General features: G+C 60.3%; 11 protein-coding genes. 7 read left to right on the top strand and 4 right to left on the bottom strand.

Features of this window, described 5'->3' with window-relative positions:
* Positions 1-44: 44 nt before the first annotated feature.
* The gene (locus tag ACERJA_RS04845; protein WP_373607130.1) at positions 45-3083 is read right to left on the bottom strand and encodes a methyl-accepting chemotaxis protein; all 3039 of its coding nucleotides are present in this window, start codon (positions 3081-3083) and stop codon (positions 45-47) included.
* A 404-nt stretch (positions 3084-3487) separates the two neighbouring features.
* Between ACERJA_RS04845 and ACERJA_RS04840 the strand changes: the two genes are divergently transcribed.
* Entirely contained in the window at positions 3488-4873 is a 1386-nt protein-coding gene (locus tag ACERJA_RS04840) for an ABC transporter substrate-binding protein (RefSeq protein WP_373607129.1), read from the top strand.
* Between the two features lie 150 nt (positions 4874-5023).
* On the opposite strand, the gene ACERJA_RS04835 is transcribed toward ACERJA_RS04840, so the two are convergent.
* Complete coding sequence (locus ACERJA_RS04835) at positions 5024-5620, bottom strand: DUF6149 family protein (RefSeq protein WP_373607128.1); 597 nt, start codon at positions 5618-5620, stop codon at positions 5024-5026.
* Between the two features lie 269 nt (positions 5621-5889).
* On the opposite strand from ACERJA_RS04835, the gene ACERJA_RS04830 reads away from it, so the two are divergent.
* The 3 genes from ACERJA_RS04830 to ACERJA_RS04820 all read left to right on the top strand — a co-directional run bounded on the left by ACERJA_RS04830 (position 5890) and on the right by ACERJA_RS04820 (position 8140).
* A complete protein-coding gene (locus tag ACERJA_RS04830) occupies positions 5890-7128 on the top strand; it encodes an NAD(P)/FAD-dependent oxidoreductase (RefSeq protein WP_136350800.1) in 1239 nt (412 codons plus the stop codon).
* 298 nt (positions 7129-7426) lie between these two features.
* Positions 7427-7648 carry a hypothetical protein gene (locus tag ACERJA_RS04825; protein WP_373607127.1) on the top strand — a complete coding sequence of 74 codons (222 nt, stop codon included), beginning with the start codon at positions 7427-7429 and terminating at the stop codon, positions 7646-7648.
* A gap of 81 nt (positions 7649-7729) precedes the next feature.
* Entirely contained in the window at positions 7730-8140 is a 411-nt protein-coding gene (locus tag ACERJA_RS04820) for a hypothetical protein (RefSeq protein WP_373607126.1), read from the top strand.
* Between the two features lie 105 nt (positions 8141-8245).
* On the opposite strand, the gene ACERJA_RS04815 is transcribed toward ACERJA_RS04820, so the two are convergent.
* Positions 8246-9076, bottom strand: a complete 831-nt coding sequence (locus ACERJA_RS04815; RefSeq protein ID WP_373607124.1) for a TrmB family transcriptional regulator — start codon at positions 9074-9076, stop codon at positions 8246-8248.
* A gap of 230 nt (positions 9077-9306) precedes the next feature.
* Between ACERJA_RS04815 and ACERJA_RS04810 the strand changes: the two genes are divergently transcribed.
* Together ACERJA_RS04810 and ACERJA_RS04805 are read left to right on the top strand one after the other, a co-directional pair.
* Positions 9307-11253: a primary-amine oxidase gene (locus ACERJA_RS04810; protein WP_373607123.1), complete on the top strand. Its 1947-nt coding sequence runs from the start codon at positions 9307-9309 to the stop codon at positions 11251-11253.
* 247 nt (positions 11254-11500) lie between these two features.
* Positions 11501-12037, top strand: coding sequence for a DUF5815 family protein (locus ACERJA_RS04805; RefSeq protein WP_373607122.1), 537 nt, complete (start codon positions 11501-11503; stop codon positions 12035-12037).
* Positions 12038-12048: 11 nt separating this feature from the next.
* On the opposite strand, the gene ACERJA_RS04800 is transcribed toward ACERJA_RS04805, so the two are convergent.
* Positions 12049-13968 carry a PAS domain S-box protein gene (locus tag ACERJA_RS04800; protein WP_373607121.1) on the bottom strand — a complete coding sequence of 640 codons (1920 nt, stop codon included), beginning with the start codon at positions 13966-13968 and terminating at the stop codon, positions 12049-12051.
* 245 nt (positions 13969-14213) lie between these two features.
* On the opposite strand from ACERJA_RS04800, the gene carB reads away from it, so the two are divergent.
* Complete coding sequence (carB, locus tag ACERJA_RS04795) at positions 14214-17390, top strand: carbamoyl-phosphate synthase large subunit (protein WP_373607120.1); 3177 nt, start codon at positions 14214-14216, stop codon at positions 17388-17390.
* Positions 17391-17395 lie beyond the last annotated feature (5 nt).

Below are 17395 nucleotides of genomic sequence, written 5' to 3'. Positions count from 1 at the left end.
ACCGGCGACGATTCGTTAGTCCGGTCCGATGCGACGGCGACGCGTCACTTGTCGGTGTTCCCGAACGTGAACACGTCGTCCTCAGATTCGTTCTCATCGCTCTCGTCAGCGCCATCTGCATCGGTATCTTCAGCATCGCTTTCGTCATCCTGGTCGGGGTCGGTACCGACACCAGCGTCGGTCTCTGCCTGGCCGTCGCGTTCACCCGTGTCGTCTTCGACCGGCTCGAGTGGCTGTGCGTCCTCTGCAGACGAATCATCGGCGTCGTCTTCGACCGGCTCGAGTGGCTGTGCGACCTCCGCAGACGAATCGTCGGCGTCGTCTTCGACTGGCTCGAGTGGTTGTGCGACCTCCGCAGACGAATAATCAGCGTCGTCTGCAAGCGGATCTGCATCCTCGAGCGGAGCAGCGGTGTCGTCTGCGGGTGCCGTCGCGTCTCCGAGTGGGTCGGCAGCGTCGTCGCCAAACGGATCATCGTCTCCGAACAGATCGGCAGCGGCGCCAGCGTCAGCGCTGGTCGTCTCATCTGGTGTCGCTTCGGATGTCTCTGACGCAGCGTCGCCGTCGATTCCGAGAATCTCCTCGGCACTGATCGCACCGGCTGTGTCGTCGGGTTCACCGGCTTCGGTTGGCGCATCTTGCGTGGTGTCAGGTGCAGACATCGGTTCGGCGTCGGCTGGCTCTGTGTCGGGGGTACGGTCCTCGGTCGGCTCCTCGAACGCCAGTTCAGTGTCGAACTCCGAGACAGCCAGTGGCGAGTCGTCGCCCTCTATCTCAAACTCCGACGGATCGACGTCGGTTTCGAACCGGTCGAGTGCTTCGGACAGCCGTGTTGCTTGTCCGGTGAGAGTCGATGCGGAGGTCGTCACTTCGGTCAGCGCGGCCGTCTGTTCTTCAGCGGCTGCGGCGACGGTTTCGGCCTCCGCAGTTGTCTCCTCGGAAATCGACGCTGCGTCGTCGACCATCGCAACGACCTCCTGTGTCGAGGCGGCCTGTTCTTCGGTCGCTGCGGAGATCTCCTGAACACCGATATTGGTCTCTTCGGCGAGGTCTGCGATCTCTTCTAAGGCGTCGACAACTTCTTCAACCTGCTCCCCTGCATTTTCGATCTGATCGTTGGTCCCTTCGACCTCGGCGGCGGATCGTTCGGTCCGGTTGCGGATCGCTTCGAGCCGGTCCTCGGCTTCGTCGGCTGCTTTTGCGACGTCTTCCGAGAGGGCTTTGACCTCTTTTGCGACGACGGAGAACCCTTCATCGTCGTTTCCACCCGCGGATCGGGAGGCCTCGATGTTGGCGTTCAGCGCCAGCATGTTGGTCTGACGTGCAATCTCGGAAATCGTTGCGATCAGCTCGTCGATCTGCTGGACCTCTTGCTCGAGGCGACGAATCTCGTCGACAGCACCACCGGCCTCGGTCTCGATCTCTTCCATCGCAGCGATCGCCTCGTGGGCGGCTTCCTGGCCATCTGCGCCGGTGTTGACCGTCCGTTCGGCGATGTCGGCGACTTCGTTCGAGGAGGCAGCAATCTCTTCCGTTGTCGTCGAGAGGCCGCTCATCTCCTGATCGACCGACTGCAGCGACTGGTTTTGCTGTTCTGCGCCGTCGGAGATCTGCTGGATCGAGCCAGTAACCTGCTGGGACGCCGAGCGAACTTCTTCGCTCGAGGCCGTGACCTGTTCTGAGGACGTCGCAACGTCGGTCGCAAACCGGTTGAGTTCAGCAACGGTTTGCTCGATTTCATCGAGCATCTGGTTGAAGTCCTCCCCGATCTGCGCCATCATCTCGTTGTCGCTGTCGGCGTCGGCGCGAGCCGTAAGATCACCGTCTGCAGCATCGCCCATGACGCTGCAGTACTCGCCAGCCTTCTCTTCCAGGTGGGTGTTGATCTCTTCGACCCGCTCGCGTTCGTGTTCGGCTTCTCTGCGAGCCGTTTCGGCCTCCTGAATCTGTTCGCGCAAGGCGACACGCATCGAGTCCAGGCCGTCGTAGAGCCGACCGATATTGTCGATACGTTTGGTCTCTAAGTCGACGTCGAGATCGCCCTCTTCCATCTTGTTTGTCTTGTGGGTGAGCCGGTCGATCGAGACAGCCATGTTCCGACCGAGTACGGCGCCGACCAGCCCAATCATGAGCACGCCGACCAGGGTCGCGATGTAGCCCCAATCGTTGACTGTGTTGACGAAGCCGTAGGCCTGGCTTTCAGGCTCGTGGGTGACGACGACCCAGTCAGTTCCGAGGACGCGTGCGGAGCTAACGACGTATGCATCGTCATCGAAGGCGTAGGCAGTCGTCTCGAAGCTCAGCGCAGAGCCATCGATCTGATACGTGCCGGCCCCATCGGTTCGTGCCGGCTGCACGATCGTGTCGATGTCGCCGCCGTATGCGAGACCGAGTGTCTCGTGATCATCGCCGTAGCCGGCGTTGTCGAGCATCACGTTGTTGTCGCCGTCGAGGACCATCGTCGTGACGTGCTCGTCGTCGGCGAGTTGGTTCGCGTACGCCTCGAGTTCTGCAGTGTAGATGATTGCTCTGTCGTCTTCGCCAGGGACGGAGAGGACATAGCTCATGACGGCGACGTTGTCATCGCCCAGTTCGCGTTCGACGGTGTAGGGACTCGAGACCCACGGAACGTCAGCCGTCGCTTCCTCGTAGGCGTCGGCGGGTATGCCTTCGATACTATCGGTCGATTCGCCACGGACGTCACTGTCGGTGCTTGCGAGCACTGTTCCCTCGTCAGTGTCGACGTAGCTAATCGCGGACGTATCCGCATCGAGATGCTCCTGCCAGTTGAGGAACTGTGCTTCGATCGTCTCCGGATCGTCGCTCTCGACGGCATCAGACCAGGCGATCACCCCGACTGTATGCTCGTTCTGTTCGTTCCACATCTGGAGGTTCTGCGCTTCCTGACTGGCGATCGAGGTCTGGTCGCTCTCGACACGCTCTTCGACCTCTCCAGTGATGCCAGCGGTTGCGACGAACCCGACCAATCCAACTCCCAAACCGAGTATCAGCAGTACGATTCCAAACTTGACCGCATATCTGCGACGGATCGCTGATGGAACCAATCGTCGAAGGACGTCCATAGATATAGTACGGATCTGAGTGTCCCTACATAAATTGTAATCCACAGTTATCGGGGCTGATAACTGGATGGTGTGAGGCGTTCCCTGCCACGGCATTTTCGTTATCGTGTCCTACCCGATTTATTGTTCAGAACCATCCATTCGTGGGGAGCGGCGACCCGTATCACTCCTATCTAAACGACATCAGGCTGATACTATTCCAGATGTTCCGAGTATATTTCCTCCAGTAGAAATAGTTTTGTAGCTGATACTATGTGCCTGTTCGTGCATCCCATCAGCTCGCAACCTCTATACTGCCGCTCAGTTCGCCTCTTCGGACGCACATGTGCATGCCCGGAAAAGGAATATTGTTTTTGATGTTTACCCAAAAACACTAAGGAAGATGATTATACATAACAGTTACCATGACTGATATCGGACGACGGGAGGCGACGTCACGCGACAGTTCAAGAAACGAGAGCCAACAGCAGACACTGAACCGGCGACGCCTGCTCAAAACCTCGAGTGGTGTCGTGGCAGGCGCATCGATTGCTGGCTGTCTCGACTCGTATGAAACGTTCGCTGGACCCAGCGACGGCGAGGAGCCGGTGACGATCGGAGTACTGGCTCCGAACCCGGACAGCGACTATACTGGGCAGTCGATCGTCCGAGGTGCAGCGGTCGCCGTCACAGAGCTCAACGACAACGGTGGCATCAACGGACGAGACGTCGAGTACGTCGTCGGTGACACAAACGGGAGCCCACTCGAGGCCCGCCGCCAGTACCAGCGACTCGTTCTTCAGGAGAGAGCCGATGTGACGGTTGGTGTCTTCAGGAGCGAGGCGCTGATGGGCATTATTGACGACGTTGCCGAACAGGAGACGATCCATCTCACCGCCGGTGCGGCGACGACGGAAGTGAGTCGACTGGTCAACGAGGCGTATGACCAGTACAAATATCATTTCCGCGTTGGCCCAATAAACGACTACGACCTCGGACGAACCCAGATCGATTTCATGGATGATATGGCGGCCGAAATCGGGTGGGAGTCCGTTGCGCTTCTCGCAGAGGACTACGCTTGGACTGAAGAGCTCTGGGACATCGCTCAGGAGCAGCTGACGGCGTCAGGCGTCGATGTCGTTATGGATGAGCGGTATCCGCCCGCGACCGACGATTTCTCCGAGCTGTACGACCAGGTAGAGGCGGTCGATGCTGACGTGGCGTTCATTACGGCTGCACACACCGGTACCGACGCGCTGGTGGACTGGGCAGTCCCTCAACGCCAGTTCGCGTTCGGTGGCATCCACGTCCCAATGCAGTTGCCAGCATACTACGATCAGCTTCGTCATCCAGAAACCGACAGCTCGCTCGCCGAATACGGTGTCTGTTACACCAGCGCAACGGCCCAGAGCACGGTCACTCCGAAGACACAGGAGTTCATCCAACAGTATCAGAACACGTTCGATGGCTCGAACCCGGTCTACACCGGGTATCACACCTACGACGGAATCATGCTCTTTGCTGAGAAGGCAGCTGAAACCGGAACCGTCGACGCCGACGATCTGATTCCGGCACTCGAGGACGCGACGTTTACGGGCACAGCCGGTACACTCGAGTTCTACGGGCCGGAGCATCAGGCCGAGGGCAGAGAGTACGGCCACACTCACGACGTCGTGTACGGCGAGGACAATCTCCAGCCGCTGTTTTTCCAGTGGCAAGAAGACGAAGACGGCGAGGGGGTCCAGAACGTTATCTGGCCGAAAAGTGAAGTCGGTGATGCGGACGGCTACGTCGAGCCGGACTGGCTCTGAGCGGCCCAACTGATACTGTTAGCGAGACCGAGTACAGCCTATTCAATCGGTTCAACCTACGCTCGTGTTGACGGCATCCGTTTCGTGTCGACAACCGAAAGCACCCATAGCACAGGTGCACTCAAACCACGAGACGAGCCACCGGGGCCGCTACTGATCCTCGAGTTCCTCGTCGCTCACGCCGACTGCCTTCGAAACGTCGGGGTCGTCGGGTCCGTCCTGCCCGCCGATGACGAGGTCGCCATCTTCAGTTTCGACATAGACGTCGTCGGCGAACCCGCCCTCGGCGTGGGGATGGGTGGGATCATCGAGTCGCTCCGGCGCCGACGGTGCCTCGGGAAGTCCTGCCGGCGGTGTGAACTGGCCGAGCGGATCGTCGATCGTGATCCCCCACGTCTCGAAGAACTCTTCGTACCGCTCGTAGTGGTCCTCGAGTTCGTCGGCAGGGAACTCCATCATCTCGGTCCAGCCGTGGTTGTAGAAATCGAAGTTCGCCTGAATATGCGTGATCTCACGGGCCTCGGCTTCGGAGTAGCCGTCCTGCAGCGCCCGCAGATAGGTGTCGATCGTTGCGTCGAAGAGCCCATCGAGATGGTCCTTGCGCTCGTCTCTGTGGTCCGGGTCGGCCTTCTCGAGGAACACTTTGGTGTGGAGTCGGACGAGTCCGGCTGTCGCAACCGACCGGACAACTGGTGTCTCGAGGGCCTTGCGCGAGGCAAAGTGGCGGGCGTTCTGGCGGAGTTTCATGACGACGTCTATGAACAGGGGCCTAAAGAACGGTTCGGCAAACAGCGCAGGTATGGCCCGAAACCCGCGACCGCTGTCGGAAACACTGGGGTGGCGGACGGCAAGAAAAGTTTACAATCTCAAAAAACAACCCCGAAGATATTCTGTCTGAGCAAATCTCTGGCAGCCATTTCCGAAATCAGTGTGCGACTGTGAGGGGGGTGTCGTTTCGGGTGGCAAAATAGACGAGATAGCAACCCACTTTAACCCGCATTACGAACGATTACAGTATGACCCAGTACGTGATCATCGGTGACGGGATCTCGGGCAGTTCAGCCGCCGAGACCCTCCGGGAGAAGGACCCGGAAGCGCAGATTACCGTCATCACCGATGAGGGGGAGCCACTGTATAACCGGATTCTGATCAAAGAACACGCCAAGGGGAAACTCCCCGAAGCGCCGATCTCGATCCACGACGAAGGGTGGTACGAGGAACGCGACATCGAACTCTCGCTCAACACCCACGTCACGAGCGTCGACACCGACGCAAAGGTCGTCCACACTTACGACAGCGGCGACCTCGAGTACGACAAACTGCTCGTCGCGACGGGCGGAACGCCGACCCAGCTGCCGGTTGATAACAGCGACGCCGACGGTATCCACCACTTCTGGACGTTCGAGGATGCTCGTGGCATCCGCGAGCACGCCGAACAGTCGGATACGGGTGTCATCGTCGGTGCCGGCCTGCTCGGTATCGACTTCGCGGCCGTCTGTGGCGCACAGGGAATCGACGCCAAATACCTGATGCGCGGCGACCGCTGGTGGCGCTATGCGCTCTCGGCCGACGGTGCCGAGATCATGCACGAGGGGATGCGTGACGTCGGCGTCGAACCCGTCTTCGACAGCGGTGTCGACCACTTCGAGACCGACGACGACGGCCACGTCACGGCTGCCGTCGATCCGAACGGTGACCGTTACGGGTGTGACTTCGCCGGCGTCGCGATCGGCCTCTCGTTTAACACCGAGTTCCTCCGTGGGGCTGGCCTCGAGGAGGAGAACGGACTCATCGTCGACGAGTACATGCAGACGAACGTCGACGACGTCTACGCTGCCGGTGACATCACGCGCTTCCACGATGTCCTGCTCGGCGAACAGGCCCAGAACGGCTCGTGGGGTTCGGCAAAAGAGCAGGGCCGCATCGCCGCCGTCAACATGGCCGCAGACAACGAAGCAGAGCAGTTCGAGTGGGTGTCGTCGTACTCGATCACCCACTTCGACTTCCCGTTCCTGTCGTTCGGTCACCCGACGCTTGGCGATGACCACGCCGAGCGCAAGTACAGCGACACCGAGTGGCGCCGCATCGCGTTCAAAGACGGCAAGATCGTCGGTGGCGTCCTCATCGGCGATCTCTCGCCACAGACTGCGTTCAAACAGCTGATGCGCGAACAGCGAGTCGTCGCCGACCAGAAAGAAGTTCTCCTCGAGCCGTCCGTCGACCTCGACGAACTCGCGCCGACACAGGAGCAGTAACAGTCGCAACCTACACGGTTTTTTACGCCAAAGGGCCACCTCGAGTCGAATCGCCAGTGGCCCACGCACCACTCGCCGGGGCCTCGGGGCCGCGAGGCGGTCGCAGTGGCTTTCGCTGTCGCTTGAGTGCGGCCAGCGGGCGAACGGCTGGGATGGGACGAACAGCCGACAGCCCCACCCGCCGGGATCACGGAGATATCACGTTCGACGACCGTTCGAGAGTGATCTCGGTCGATCACTCCTGTTTTTCCGGAGACAAAATTGTTAAGTAGAATACAGTCATTTGGTACCAATGCACATGGCAACCAGTGAACTCCGAGGGTCGTCGCTCAAACTCACGCGAATCGAATCCGTTAGCGCGGACGAGACCGTCCACCACGTCGATCAACTCGAATCGGAGGCACTGGACACGTTTTATGAAGCAGTTGGGGGAAACCGGCCGATCACGGCTGCAGAGATCGGACTCGACGCTGGCGATGTAATCGTTGGTCCCGAGTACTACAGAGTCGATCTGGTGTAGCAACGCGCCAACCGAGTGCGAGTCTAGTCGGCTGTCGGAAGTATCGAAGCCGTTTTCCCCAGTGCGGGCCTTCGGTAACGTATGAACGGCGGCAGCGACATGACCCTCGCGTTTGAACTCGAGGCGCTGAAAGAACTCGCCTCCCCCGAGACCGTCTTCGAAGATGCCAGAGGCTGGACCGAGTACATCGGCGTCGTCTCCGAAAAACCGACCTACGTCGTGACGAACTTCACACGGAAAAACCGCATCCGGCAGGACTTCTTCTCCGGCCCGCGCGGGAAAGCCGAAAGCCTCGAGGGCGTCAAAGGCCAGTTCGACACCGACCGATACGTCTTCGTTGGCTCGAGCGACGACGACAAACAGTTGGCCGACGACGTCGGCTGGGAGTATCTCGCCGTCGAAGACGCTGCAGAGGCTGCAGACTGGATCCTCGCGACCAACGTCGAAAGCGAAGACGACGACCCAGAGCCGGTTCGAGACGACTGGCCCTGAGCACACCTCGTCATCCTCGCCGGCTGGCTGCTTGTCTCGGTCGTCGGCTACACCCTGTTCGGCAGGCAAATTTTTAGCAGGGAGCACACGCCAGTCGGTCAGCCATCAGACGAGGTCGTCGCCCGCTTGGATGGTCTCACCATCCGTTCTGACCGCTTGCTGACTTATCTCCCGTCCGTTTGCCCAGAGCAGATCGAACAGTTGCGACTGTGTTCTGTACAGCGTCTCGCTCGTAACGGAGATGCCAACGTAGCCGTCGGCGTTGCTGGCAGCAAACGCGACGAGTACGTGTGCAGTATCGTAGAGATAGATCCGGCCTTCGATATTCTCGACCCATCGAACGTCCATAATCTCGGTCGCTCGATCGTAAACCGCGGGTGAGACGGTTCCGTCGTCGGCGACGATCGCCTGAATGGGTATCCCCTCATCTGCCTTGCTGGCCAGTCGCTCGGCGTGATGGTTGAGAATCCGCTCGAAACTGACTGGCGTCGTGATCATCCGAATCTCCGACGTGGTCGCAGCCGTGAGCTCGGACAGTTTCTCGAGGATTCGATGACGGTCGGAGTACGTCCAGCAGATTTCAGACCGTTCCTCGGGTGTGGTCTGGTCTTCGATCGCGTCTATGAGGTGGTCACCGAGCCGTTGCATTCGAGCGATCTCTTGGTTGTACTGGCGCTCTTTGAACTCACAGAACCGGTTGATGGCGATTTCAGGTTCGATCGGGCCGAACTTCTTGGGGCGGCCGGGCTGGATATCGACGAATCCTTTCTCCTCGAGACTGTCGAGTGTATCGTACGCTCGCGGCTGTGGCACGCCGGCACCGTCGGCGACTTCCTGTGCAGTCGACGTCCCTCGTTGGAGGAGGCAGATGTAGGCGTTTGCTTCGTACTGACAGAGTCCGAGTTCCTTCAGGTACATCGACGTCTGGTGCTCCATATTGGTGCTAGATAACACACCTCTTGAAGGAGTTTTCCGATCATTTCAAACGACGAACTTCTGTATGATTCGCGGATACCACCCGCGTCTCGCGGCTGCAGCGTGAGTTGCTTAAATGCTACCGGTTACCACACTCGAGTTGTAAACAATCTCCATTACGAAATTCGTGGATACATCAACATATCTGCTCGGGCACACAATAAACGTCCACTGTCTGAGCATGTTACACCATGAGCAAATATCAAGAATCAACAACCGCCGACCATCCGCTCGATCCACTCACTGCATCGGAGATCGAAACCGCTGCTGAAATCGTCGCGGCCGAAACCGATCTCGACGGTGTACAGTACCACAACATCACGCTCGACGAACCGCCGAAAACGGCCGTCAAGTCGTTCGAACCCGGAGACTCGTTCGACCGAGCGGCGACAGTCGTCGCCAGAGCAGACGGCGAGACGTACGAAGGGACCGTTTCGATCACCGATGGGGAACTCCTCGAGTGGGAACATTTACCGGACGCCCAGCCTGCGGTGATGCCGGAAGAGATCGAGGAGGCTCGAGCGGTCGTCAAAAACGATCCAGAGTGGCGTGAGGCCGCAGCGAAACGCGGTGTTGAGAACTTCGATCTCGTTATGGTCGATCCCTGGTCGGCAAGCGGGTTCGAACCTGAAGCCCACAAGGGGAAACGGCTCTGCCGAGCGATTTCGTGGATTCGAACGAGCGAGAACGACAACGGTCGTGCACGGCCGATCGAAGGGCTGTTTGCGTTCGTCGATCTCGACGAAATGACAGTCGTCGAGATCGAGGACAACGGTGTTCCCGACTCGGACAGTCCGCTCCCCCCTGAAGACGCAGACTACCGCGCCGACAGAGTCGAAACGAGAGACGACTTCGAACATCTCGACGTCGTTCAGCCGGATGGCCCCAGCTGGGACGTCGACGGAAACACCGTCGAATGGCTTGATTGGGAGCTACAGGTCGGCTGGACCGCCCGTGAGGGACTCGTCTTTCACGACGTAAAATTCGACGACGGCGATGAGTCTCGTCGGGTCCTCCACCGCGCATCCGCCTGTGAAATGGCCGTCCCATACGGCGATCCGGATCCGAACCACTCCTGGAAGAACGCGTTCGACATCGGAGAGTATCACGTCGGCCGCATGGCCAACGAACTCACCGAAGGCTGTGACTGTCTTGGCGTGATGAAGTACTTCGACGTCGAGATGAACACCATCGACGGCGAGGCAGAAACCTTAGAGAGTGCGATCTGTATGCACGAGGAGGACGACGGCGTCCTCTGGAAACACACCGAAGAGCGCAAACCCCACACCGAGGTTCGACGCCGCCGCAGGCTCGTGATCTCCTTTATCGCGACGGTGTACAACTATGACTACGGCTTCTACTGGTACTTCTACCCGGACGGCAGCATCGAGGCCGAGGTTCGCCTGACCGGCGTCGACTCGAACGGGGTCGTGCCCGCCGACGAGACCGCCGAAGACACCTACGGCCAGTACGCGATCGTCGCACCACAGGTCAAAGCCCCGATCCACCAGCACTTCTTCAATTTCCGGCTCGATTTCGACATCGACGACAGTCCGATGCGGGCGTATGAGGTCCACAACGAGCCAACGGGCAGCGAACGGAACCGAAAGAACGGGTTCCGGGCCAAAGAGACGTTACTGGAGCGAGAGAACGAGGCCAGACAAGATATCGATCCGCTTCGTGGTCGGTACTGGCGGATCGCCAGCAGCGAGACTGAAAACGCCTACGGACGCAGCTGTGGCTACAAGCTCGAGCCCCATACCAACGTCTCGGCGCCGATGAAGCCGACCTCGAGCTACATGGAACGGTCGGGATTCATCCAAAACCACTTCTGGGTAACTCCACACGACGACGACGAACTGTTCGCTGCAGGCGATTATCCGAATCTGAACGATGACACGACCGGCCTCCCCGAGTGGACGGAACAAGATCGGTCGCTCGTCGACGAGGACCTCGTCGTCTGGTACACGCAGGGGGTCAATCACGTTCCTCGAGCGGAGGACTGGCCCGTCCTGCCGGTCGAAATCGCGAGCTTCCATCTCAAACCCGAGGGCTTTCTCGACAGCAACCCCTCGATTTCCTTGCCGCCCGAACCGTGTCACACTGAGTACGACCTCACCAGTCCCGGCGACGACTGACGACGACACGGGCTGGCGGCCGCTGGTTTCGGCCGGCTGATACGTTTCGCTATGCTGCCTTTTTTCGCCGGAAAACACCCTAACGGACCCCGTCTCAACGGATCAGTTCGACAGGACAGTGAAGCCCGTCTCGAGTCCCGCCGGGCCGAAATGGACTGCGCAGTCACGCGAACGTCGGTGGAGGTCCCACGTGCGGTCGCCACACCGAGTCGTCGCCCTTATGCCCGGTCCAGCCTAACGGTAGCCAATGGCAGAGCCCCGCGTCCCGGGTTCCGGCGGTGATCGGACACTCGAACTTCCCTGTGGGACGACGATCGACCCACACGAGATCGACCTCGGAATGCGCGAGTATACCTGCGGCTGTGGCGACTCCCATGCCGTCGTCACCGACGTTCATCCGCCGTCCCGATTTTTCCCCGAATCGCTCGTGACGATTCTTCAGGAAACGATCGAAACCGACGACGACTTCGGCGAGTTTGGCACACCCCATCTGATGGGCGTCGTCTTAGAGGAGTTCCCCGAAAAAGTAGTGACCTATGACGGCAGCAACGATGGTGGCGTTGGGTACGCGATGGTGTGGGTGACCGACTTCGACAGCCGGCGACTCCACCAAATCATCGTCGAACTCGTCGTCGAACTCATGGACCACGCGATCAGCCACGCCGAGGACGACGACGCCGTCACCGACTTCGAATCACAGATGCTCGAGTTCGATGTCAGTGAGTTCGTCGACCAGTACCGCCGTCAGCGTGATTTCGAAAGCGAACACGACCGCGCGCTGTAGGCTCTCGTTCACTACTCCAGTTCGACATCGCGAAACTCAAATCGTGCACCACCGGTGTCGCTCTCGGTAACCGTCACTGTCCAGCCGTGATTCTCGGCGATTCGCTCGACGATTGCAAGTCCAAGACCCGTGCCGCCGGCCGCCATCGAGTATCCAGTCTCGAACACCGCATCGCGTTGCTCGGCCGGGATTCCCCTCCCATCGTCTTCGACGTAAAATCCAGTCTCTCCTGAGAGATCGCCGACAGTGAGTGTCACACTCGCGGCAGCAGGCTGTCCATCGCGAGCCGTCGACTCGCGTTCGACGTTGTCCTGACGAGTGTGCGAGCCGGGGGGTGGCGAGCCTTGCCCGACGTTGTTGTCGGCTGTAGGCCGACTGCTCGTTGAGCTGTGCTCGACAGTATTTCGTATCAGATTCTCCAGTAAGCGTCTGAGTCTGGCTCTGTCGCCATAAACGACGGCATCAGTCGTCGTGGTGAGTGTCACCTCAGCGGTCTCGACGTGTTGCCAGCACGTTCGAGTGACTGTCTCGAGGTCGATCGGTTCGGTTTCGACCACCGGTCTTTCTTCGCGGGCAACCGTCAGGAGATTCTCGATCAGGGTCTGCATTCGTTCGTGAGCGGTGGCCACCACCTCGAGGTGGTCGTTATCGGCCTGTTCTCGAGCCAACTCGAGGTTTCCGTGTGCCACGTTCAACGGATTCCGGAGGTCGTGAGAGACGATACTGGCGAACGACTCGAGGCGTTCGTTCTGTCGTTTCAGTTTCCGTTCGCGTTTCTTCCGGTCGGAGATGTCTCGGAGAACGCCGACGGTTCCCTGAAACTGCCCGTCTTCGGTCATTGGCAACAAGGAAATGTGGTTTTCGTTCGAAATCCGCTCACCGTCTTTCGTGTGGAGATCCAGTTCAAACGACGCCCTCTCACGGTCATCGCCGGCTAACAGTCGTTGAATCGCCGCCTCTCCCTTCGCGATGTCCGCATCGTCGAGGACGAGCGAGACGTGCTCGCCGAGCAGTTCCGCAGGCCGGTGTTTCGACGTGGTCCGGGCCGAATCGGTTGGCGGAATGATGTTCGTAAACACGCCGTCGGCGTCCAGCACGTACACCTCGTCGGGGATCGCCTTGAGAATCGTCTCGTAGCGCTCGAGTTCGCGCTCGCGCGCTTTTCGGTCGGTGATGTCGCGGACAGTACAGATGAGCTCGTCGTGTTCGGTCCGTGAGAGGGTGTGATCGACGACGATTCGGCTCCCGTCTGCTCGGACGCCGACTGACTCACCGTGCCAGCCTCCCGTTTCCATCACCGTCGGGAGCAGTTTCTCGTTAACGAACGCGGCCTCCTCGTCCTCATAGAGGATCTCCCAGTGCTTGCCGATCATCTCTGCGGGATCGTACCCGAAACAGTCGGCGTACGACTGATTGACGTAGCTGAACCGCCCTGCCGAATCGAGGAGACTAATCCCTTCCTGAGCAGTTTCAATCGCCTGCAGCTGGCGTTTTCGCTGTCGACGAGTGCGTGTGTTCTCGACAGCGTTGATGATCCGGGTTGCCAGACTCGGATCCTGGCTGGCGTCCTCGGCTGTCCGTACGTAATCCGTGACACCTGCGGAAATGGCGTCGCTGGCGAGTGCTTCGGACCCATCGGTAGGACACAAAACAAACGGCAGTGTCGGATCTCGCTTGCGGACTCGTTTGAGAAACGCCAGTCCATCGACGCCCGACAGCTCGTACATCGAGACGATACAGTCGATCGACTGCTCCTCGAGACACTCGAGGCCCGCGGCCGCACTCGTGGCCGTGCTCGTCTCGAACCGGTCGTGTTCGCACTCGAGGCGCTCGGCAGTCCGGGCTGCGACGTCCGGCTTCGCATCCACATATAAAATCTGGATGCAGTTCGACTGGGCGTTCTCGCAGGATGGTTCGCCCGACAGTGTCATGCACATGTCTCTCGCCAGTATAGGGATATAGATTGGGTCCGGTGTCACCCACGACGGCGGTCGTTCGTCCCACGCTGTGTCGGTTCACTAGCAATGGAATCATCGCGTGCACGCCGCGTGAGGGCGACAGCAAGCCACGTTGGCGGGGTGATAGACACCGCAGTTCGAATTTCGAAAAGCCATTTCGAGATTCGTACTGTATCGTGGGGCTTATTACGATGTGCGAACTTCGGACGAACAAGCAAATGAGCACGGACCAGCAGAGCGAGGGCGAGGCAGGGGACGGACGCACGATCCTGTTGATCGGCAGTGGACCGATCCAGATCGGGCAGGCAGCCGAGTTCGACTACTCCGGTGCGCAGGCCTGTCGGGCGCTTCAGGAGGAGGGCGCTCGCGTCGTCCTCGTCAACTCGAACCCCGCGACGATCATGACCGATCCGGAGATGGCCGACGAGGTCTACATCGAGCCGATCACGACCGATGCCATCGCCGAGATTATTCGCAAAGAGCAGCCAGACGGCGTCATCGCCGGCCTCGGTGGCCAGACCGGACTGAACGTCACCGCCGAACTCGCTGAAGAGGGCGTCTTGGAGGAGTACGACGTCGATATCATGGGCACGCCGCTGGACACGATCTACGCGACCGAAGACCGCGATCTGTTCCGCCAGCGCATGGAGAAGATCGGCCAGCCCGTCCCACGGTCGACGACCATCTCGCTCGACGAGGGCGAATCGGTGTCGGAACTGACCGAGGACGACCTCACCGAACGCGTCGAGGCCGCCGTCGAGGAAGTTGGCGGACTCCCAGTCATCGCTCGCACGACCTACACGCTCGGCGGGTCGGGATCGGGCGTCGTCCACGAGATGGACGAACTCCTCCGTCGCGTCCGCAAGGGACTGCGACTCTCGCGTAACAGCGAAGTGCTCATCACCGAGTCGATCGCCGGCTGGGTCGAGTACGAGTACGAGGTCATGCGCGACGCCGACGACTCCTGTATCATCATCTGTAACATGGAGAACATCGACCCGATGGGGATCCACACCGGGGAGTCGACGGTCGTCACCCCTTCCCAGCTCGTCCCCGACGAGGGCCACCAGGAGATGCGTACGGCGGCGCTCGACGTTATTCGCGAACTCGGTATTCAGGGCGGCTGTAACATTCAGTTCGCCTGGCGCGACGACGGCACTCCTGGCGGAGAGTATCGGGTCGTCGAGGTCAATCCCCGCGTCTCTCGTTCCTCCGCACTCGCCTCGAAGGCGACCGGCTACCCGATCGCCCGCGTGACCGCGAAGGTCGCACTCGGCAAGCGTCTTCACGAGATCGAAAACGAGATTACCGGTGAGACGACCGCTGCGTTCGAGCCAGCGATCGACTATGTGGTTACCAAGGTCCCACGATGGCCCAAAGACAAGTTCGACGACGTCGACTTCGAGTTGACCACGGCCATGAAGTCGACCGGCGAGGCGATGGCAATCGGCCGCACCTTCGAGGAATCCCTGCTCAAAGCCCTTCGCTCCTCGGAGTACGAACCCGACGTCGACTGGGATGAGGTCAGCGACGACGAACTCGAGGAGCACTATCTCGAGCGTCCCTCGCCCGACCGTCCCTATGCCATGTTCGAGGCCTTCGAACGCGGCTACACGGCCGATGAGGTCGTCGACCTGACGGGTATCTTCGAGTGGTACACCGAACGCTACAAGAACATCGCCGACTCGACGCGTGCCGCCCAGGAGGGTGACTTCACCGAAGCCGCGATCGCCGGCCACACCAACGCCACCATCGCTGCCGCTGCGGGCACCGACGTCGACACCGTCGAACAGGACGTCCCCGGCCGCACCTACAAACAGGTCGACACCTGCGCGGGTGAGTTCGAGGCCGAGACGCCGTACTACTACTCCGCACGCAAAAACGAGTTCGAGGCTGGCCCACTCGTCGGCGACGCCGCCTCGGGCGAACTCGAGGTCGACCGCGATATCGAGAGCGTGATCGTCGTCGGCGGCGGCCCGATCCGTATCGGACAGGGTGTCGAGTTCGACTACTGTTCGGTTCACGCAGTCCGTGCCCTGCGTGAACTCGGCATCGACGCCCACGTCGTCAACAACAACCCCGAAACCGTCTCGACGGACTACGACACCTCCGACGGGCTGTTCTTCGAGCCGATTACGGCCGAAGAGGTCGCCGACGTCGCCGAAGCCATCGACGCCGACGGCGTGATGGTCCAGTTCGGCGGCCAGACCTCCGTCAACATCGGCGAACCGCTCCAGGATGAGATCGAACGCCGTGGCCTCAACTGTGAGGTCATGGGGACGAGCGTCGAAGCGATGGACCTCGCAGAGGACCGCGACCGCTTCAACGCGCTGATGGACGAACTGGGCATCGCCCAGCCCAAAGGCGGGACGGCAGTCTCGAAGGAGGAAGCACTCGAGCTCGCCCACGACATCGGCTACCCCGTCCTCGTTCGCCCGTCCTACGTGCTCGGTGGCCGTGCGATGGACGTCGTCTACAGCGACGACGAACTCGAGACCTACATCGAGGAAGCCGTCCGCGTTAGCCCGGACAAGCCGATCCTCGTCGACGACTTCCTCGAGGACGCGATCGAACTCGACGTCGACGCTGTCTCCGACGGTCGCACGATCCTCATCGGCGGCATCATGGAACACATCGAGACCGCCGGCGTCCACTCCGGCGACTCCGCGTGTATGATCCCGCCGCGCTCGCTCGACGAAGAGACCTTAGAGCGCGTTCGCGAGGTCACCGAAGACATCGCCGAAGCGCTGAAAACGAAAGGCCTGATGAACGTCCAACTGGCCGTCAAAGACGGCGAAGTGTACGTCCTCGAGGCCAACCCACGTTCTTCGCGTACCGTCCCGTTCGTCTCGAAGGCGACCGGCGTCCCGATCGCCAAACTCGCCGCCCAGGTGATGGCCGGCGAGACGCTCAGCAGTCTCGAGATCGACGAGCAGATCCCCGACCACACCTCGATCAAAGAGGTCGTCCTCCCGTTCGACCGTCTGCCAGGATCGGACCCACGTCTCGGCCCGGAGATGAAATCGACGGGCGAAGTGATGGGGACCGCAAGCGGGTTCGGCACGGCCTACTGGAAGTCCCAGCAGGCGGCCGGAAACGCCGTCAGCGAGGGGACCGCAGTGGTCGATCTGGATGTCGACGGCTTCGAGAACCACTTCGACGTCGCGGAGTTCGACGACGTGCCACAGGCGATCCGCGAGAGCAAGGTCGACTTCGTTGTCAGCCGCGACCGCGATTCGCTCGAGATGGCCGTCGAGGAAGAGATCCCGTATCTGTCGACGGTGGCGAGCGCCGAGGCCTACGTCGAAGCACTCGACGAGTTCGACGGCGACCTCGAGGTCGCCTCTGTGACGGATCGTCCGAAGCAGGCCGCAAAGTGGGGCAAGTCGGAGTAACGACA

Origin of the sequence: Natronorubrum sp. A-ect3, assembly GCF_041821125.1 — an archaeon.
Classification (GTDB): domain Archaea; phylum Halobacteriota; class Halobacteria; order Halobacteriales; family Natrialbaceae; genus Natronorubrum; species Natronorubrum bangense.
This window is presented reverse-complemented; position numbering and strand designations above follow the sequence as displayed.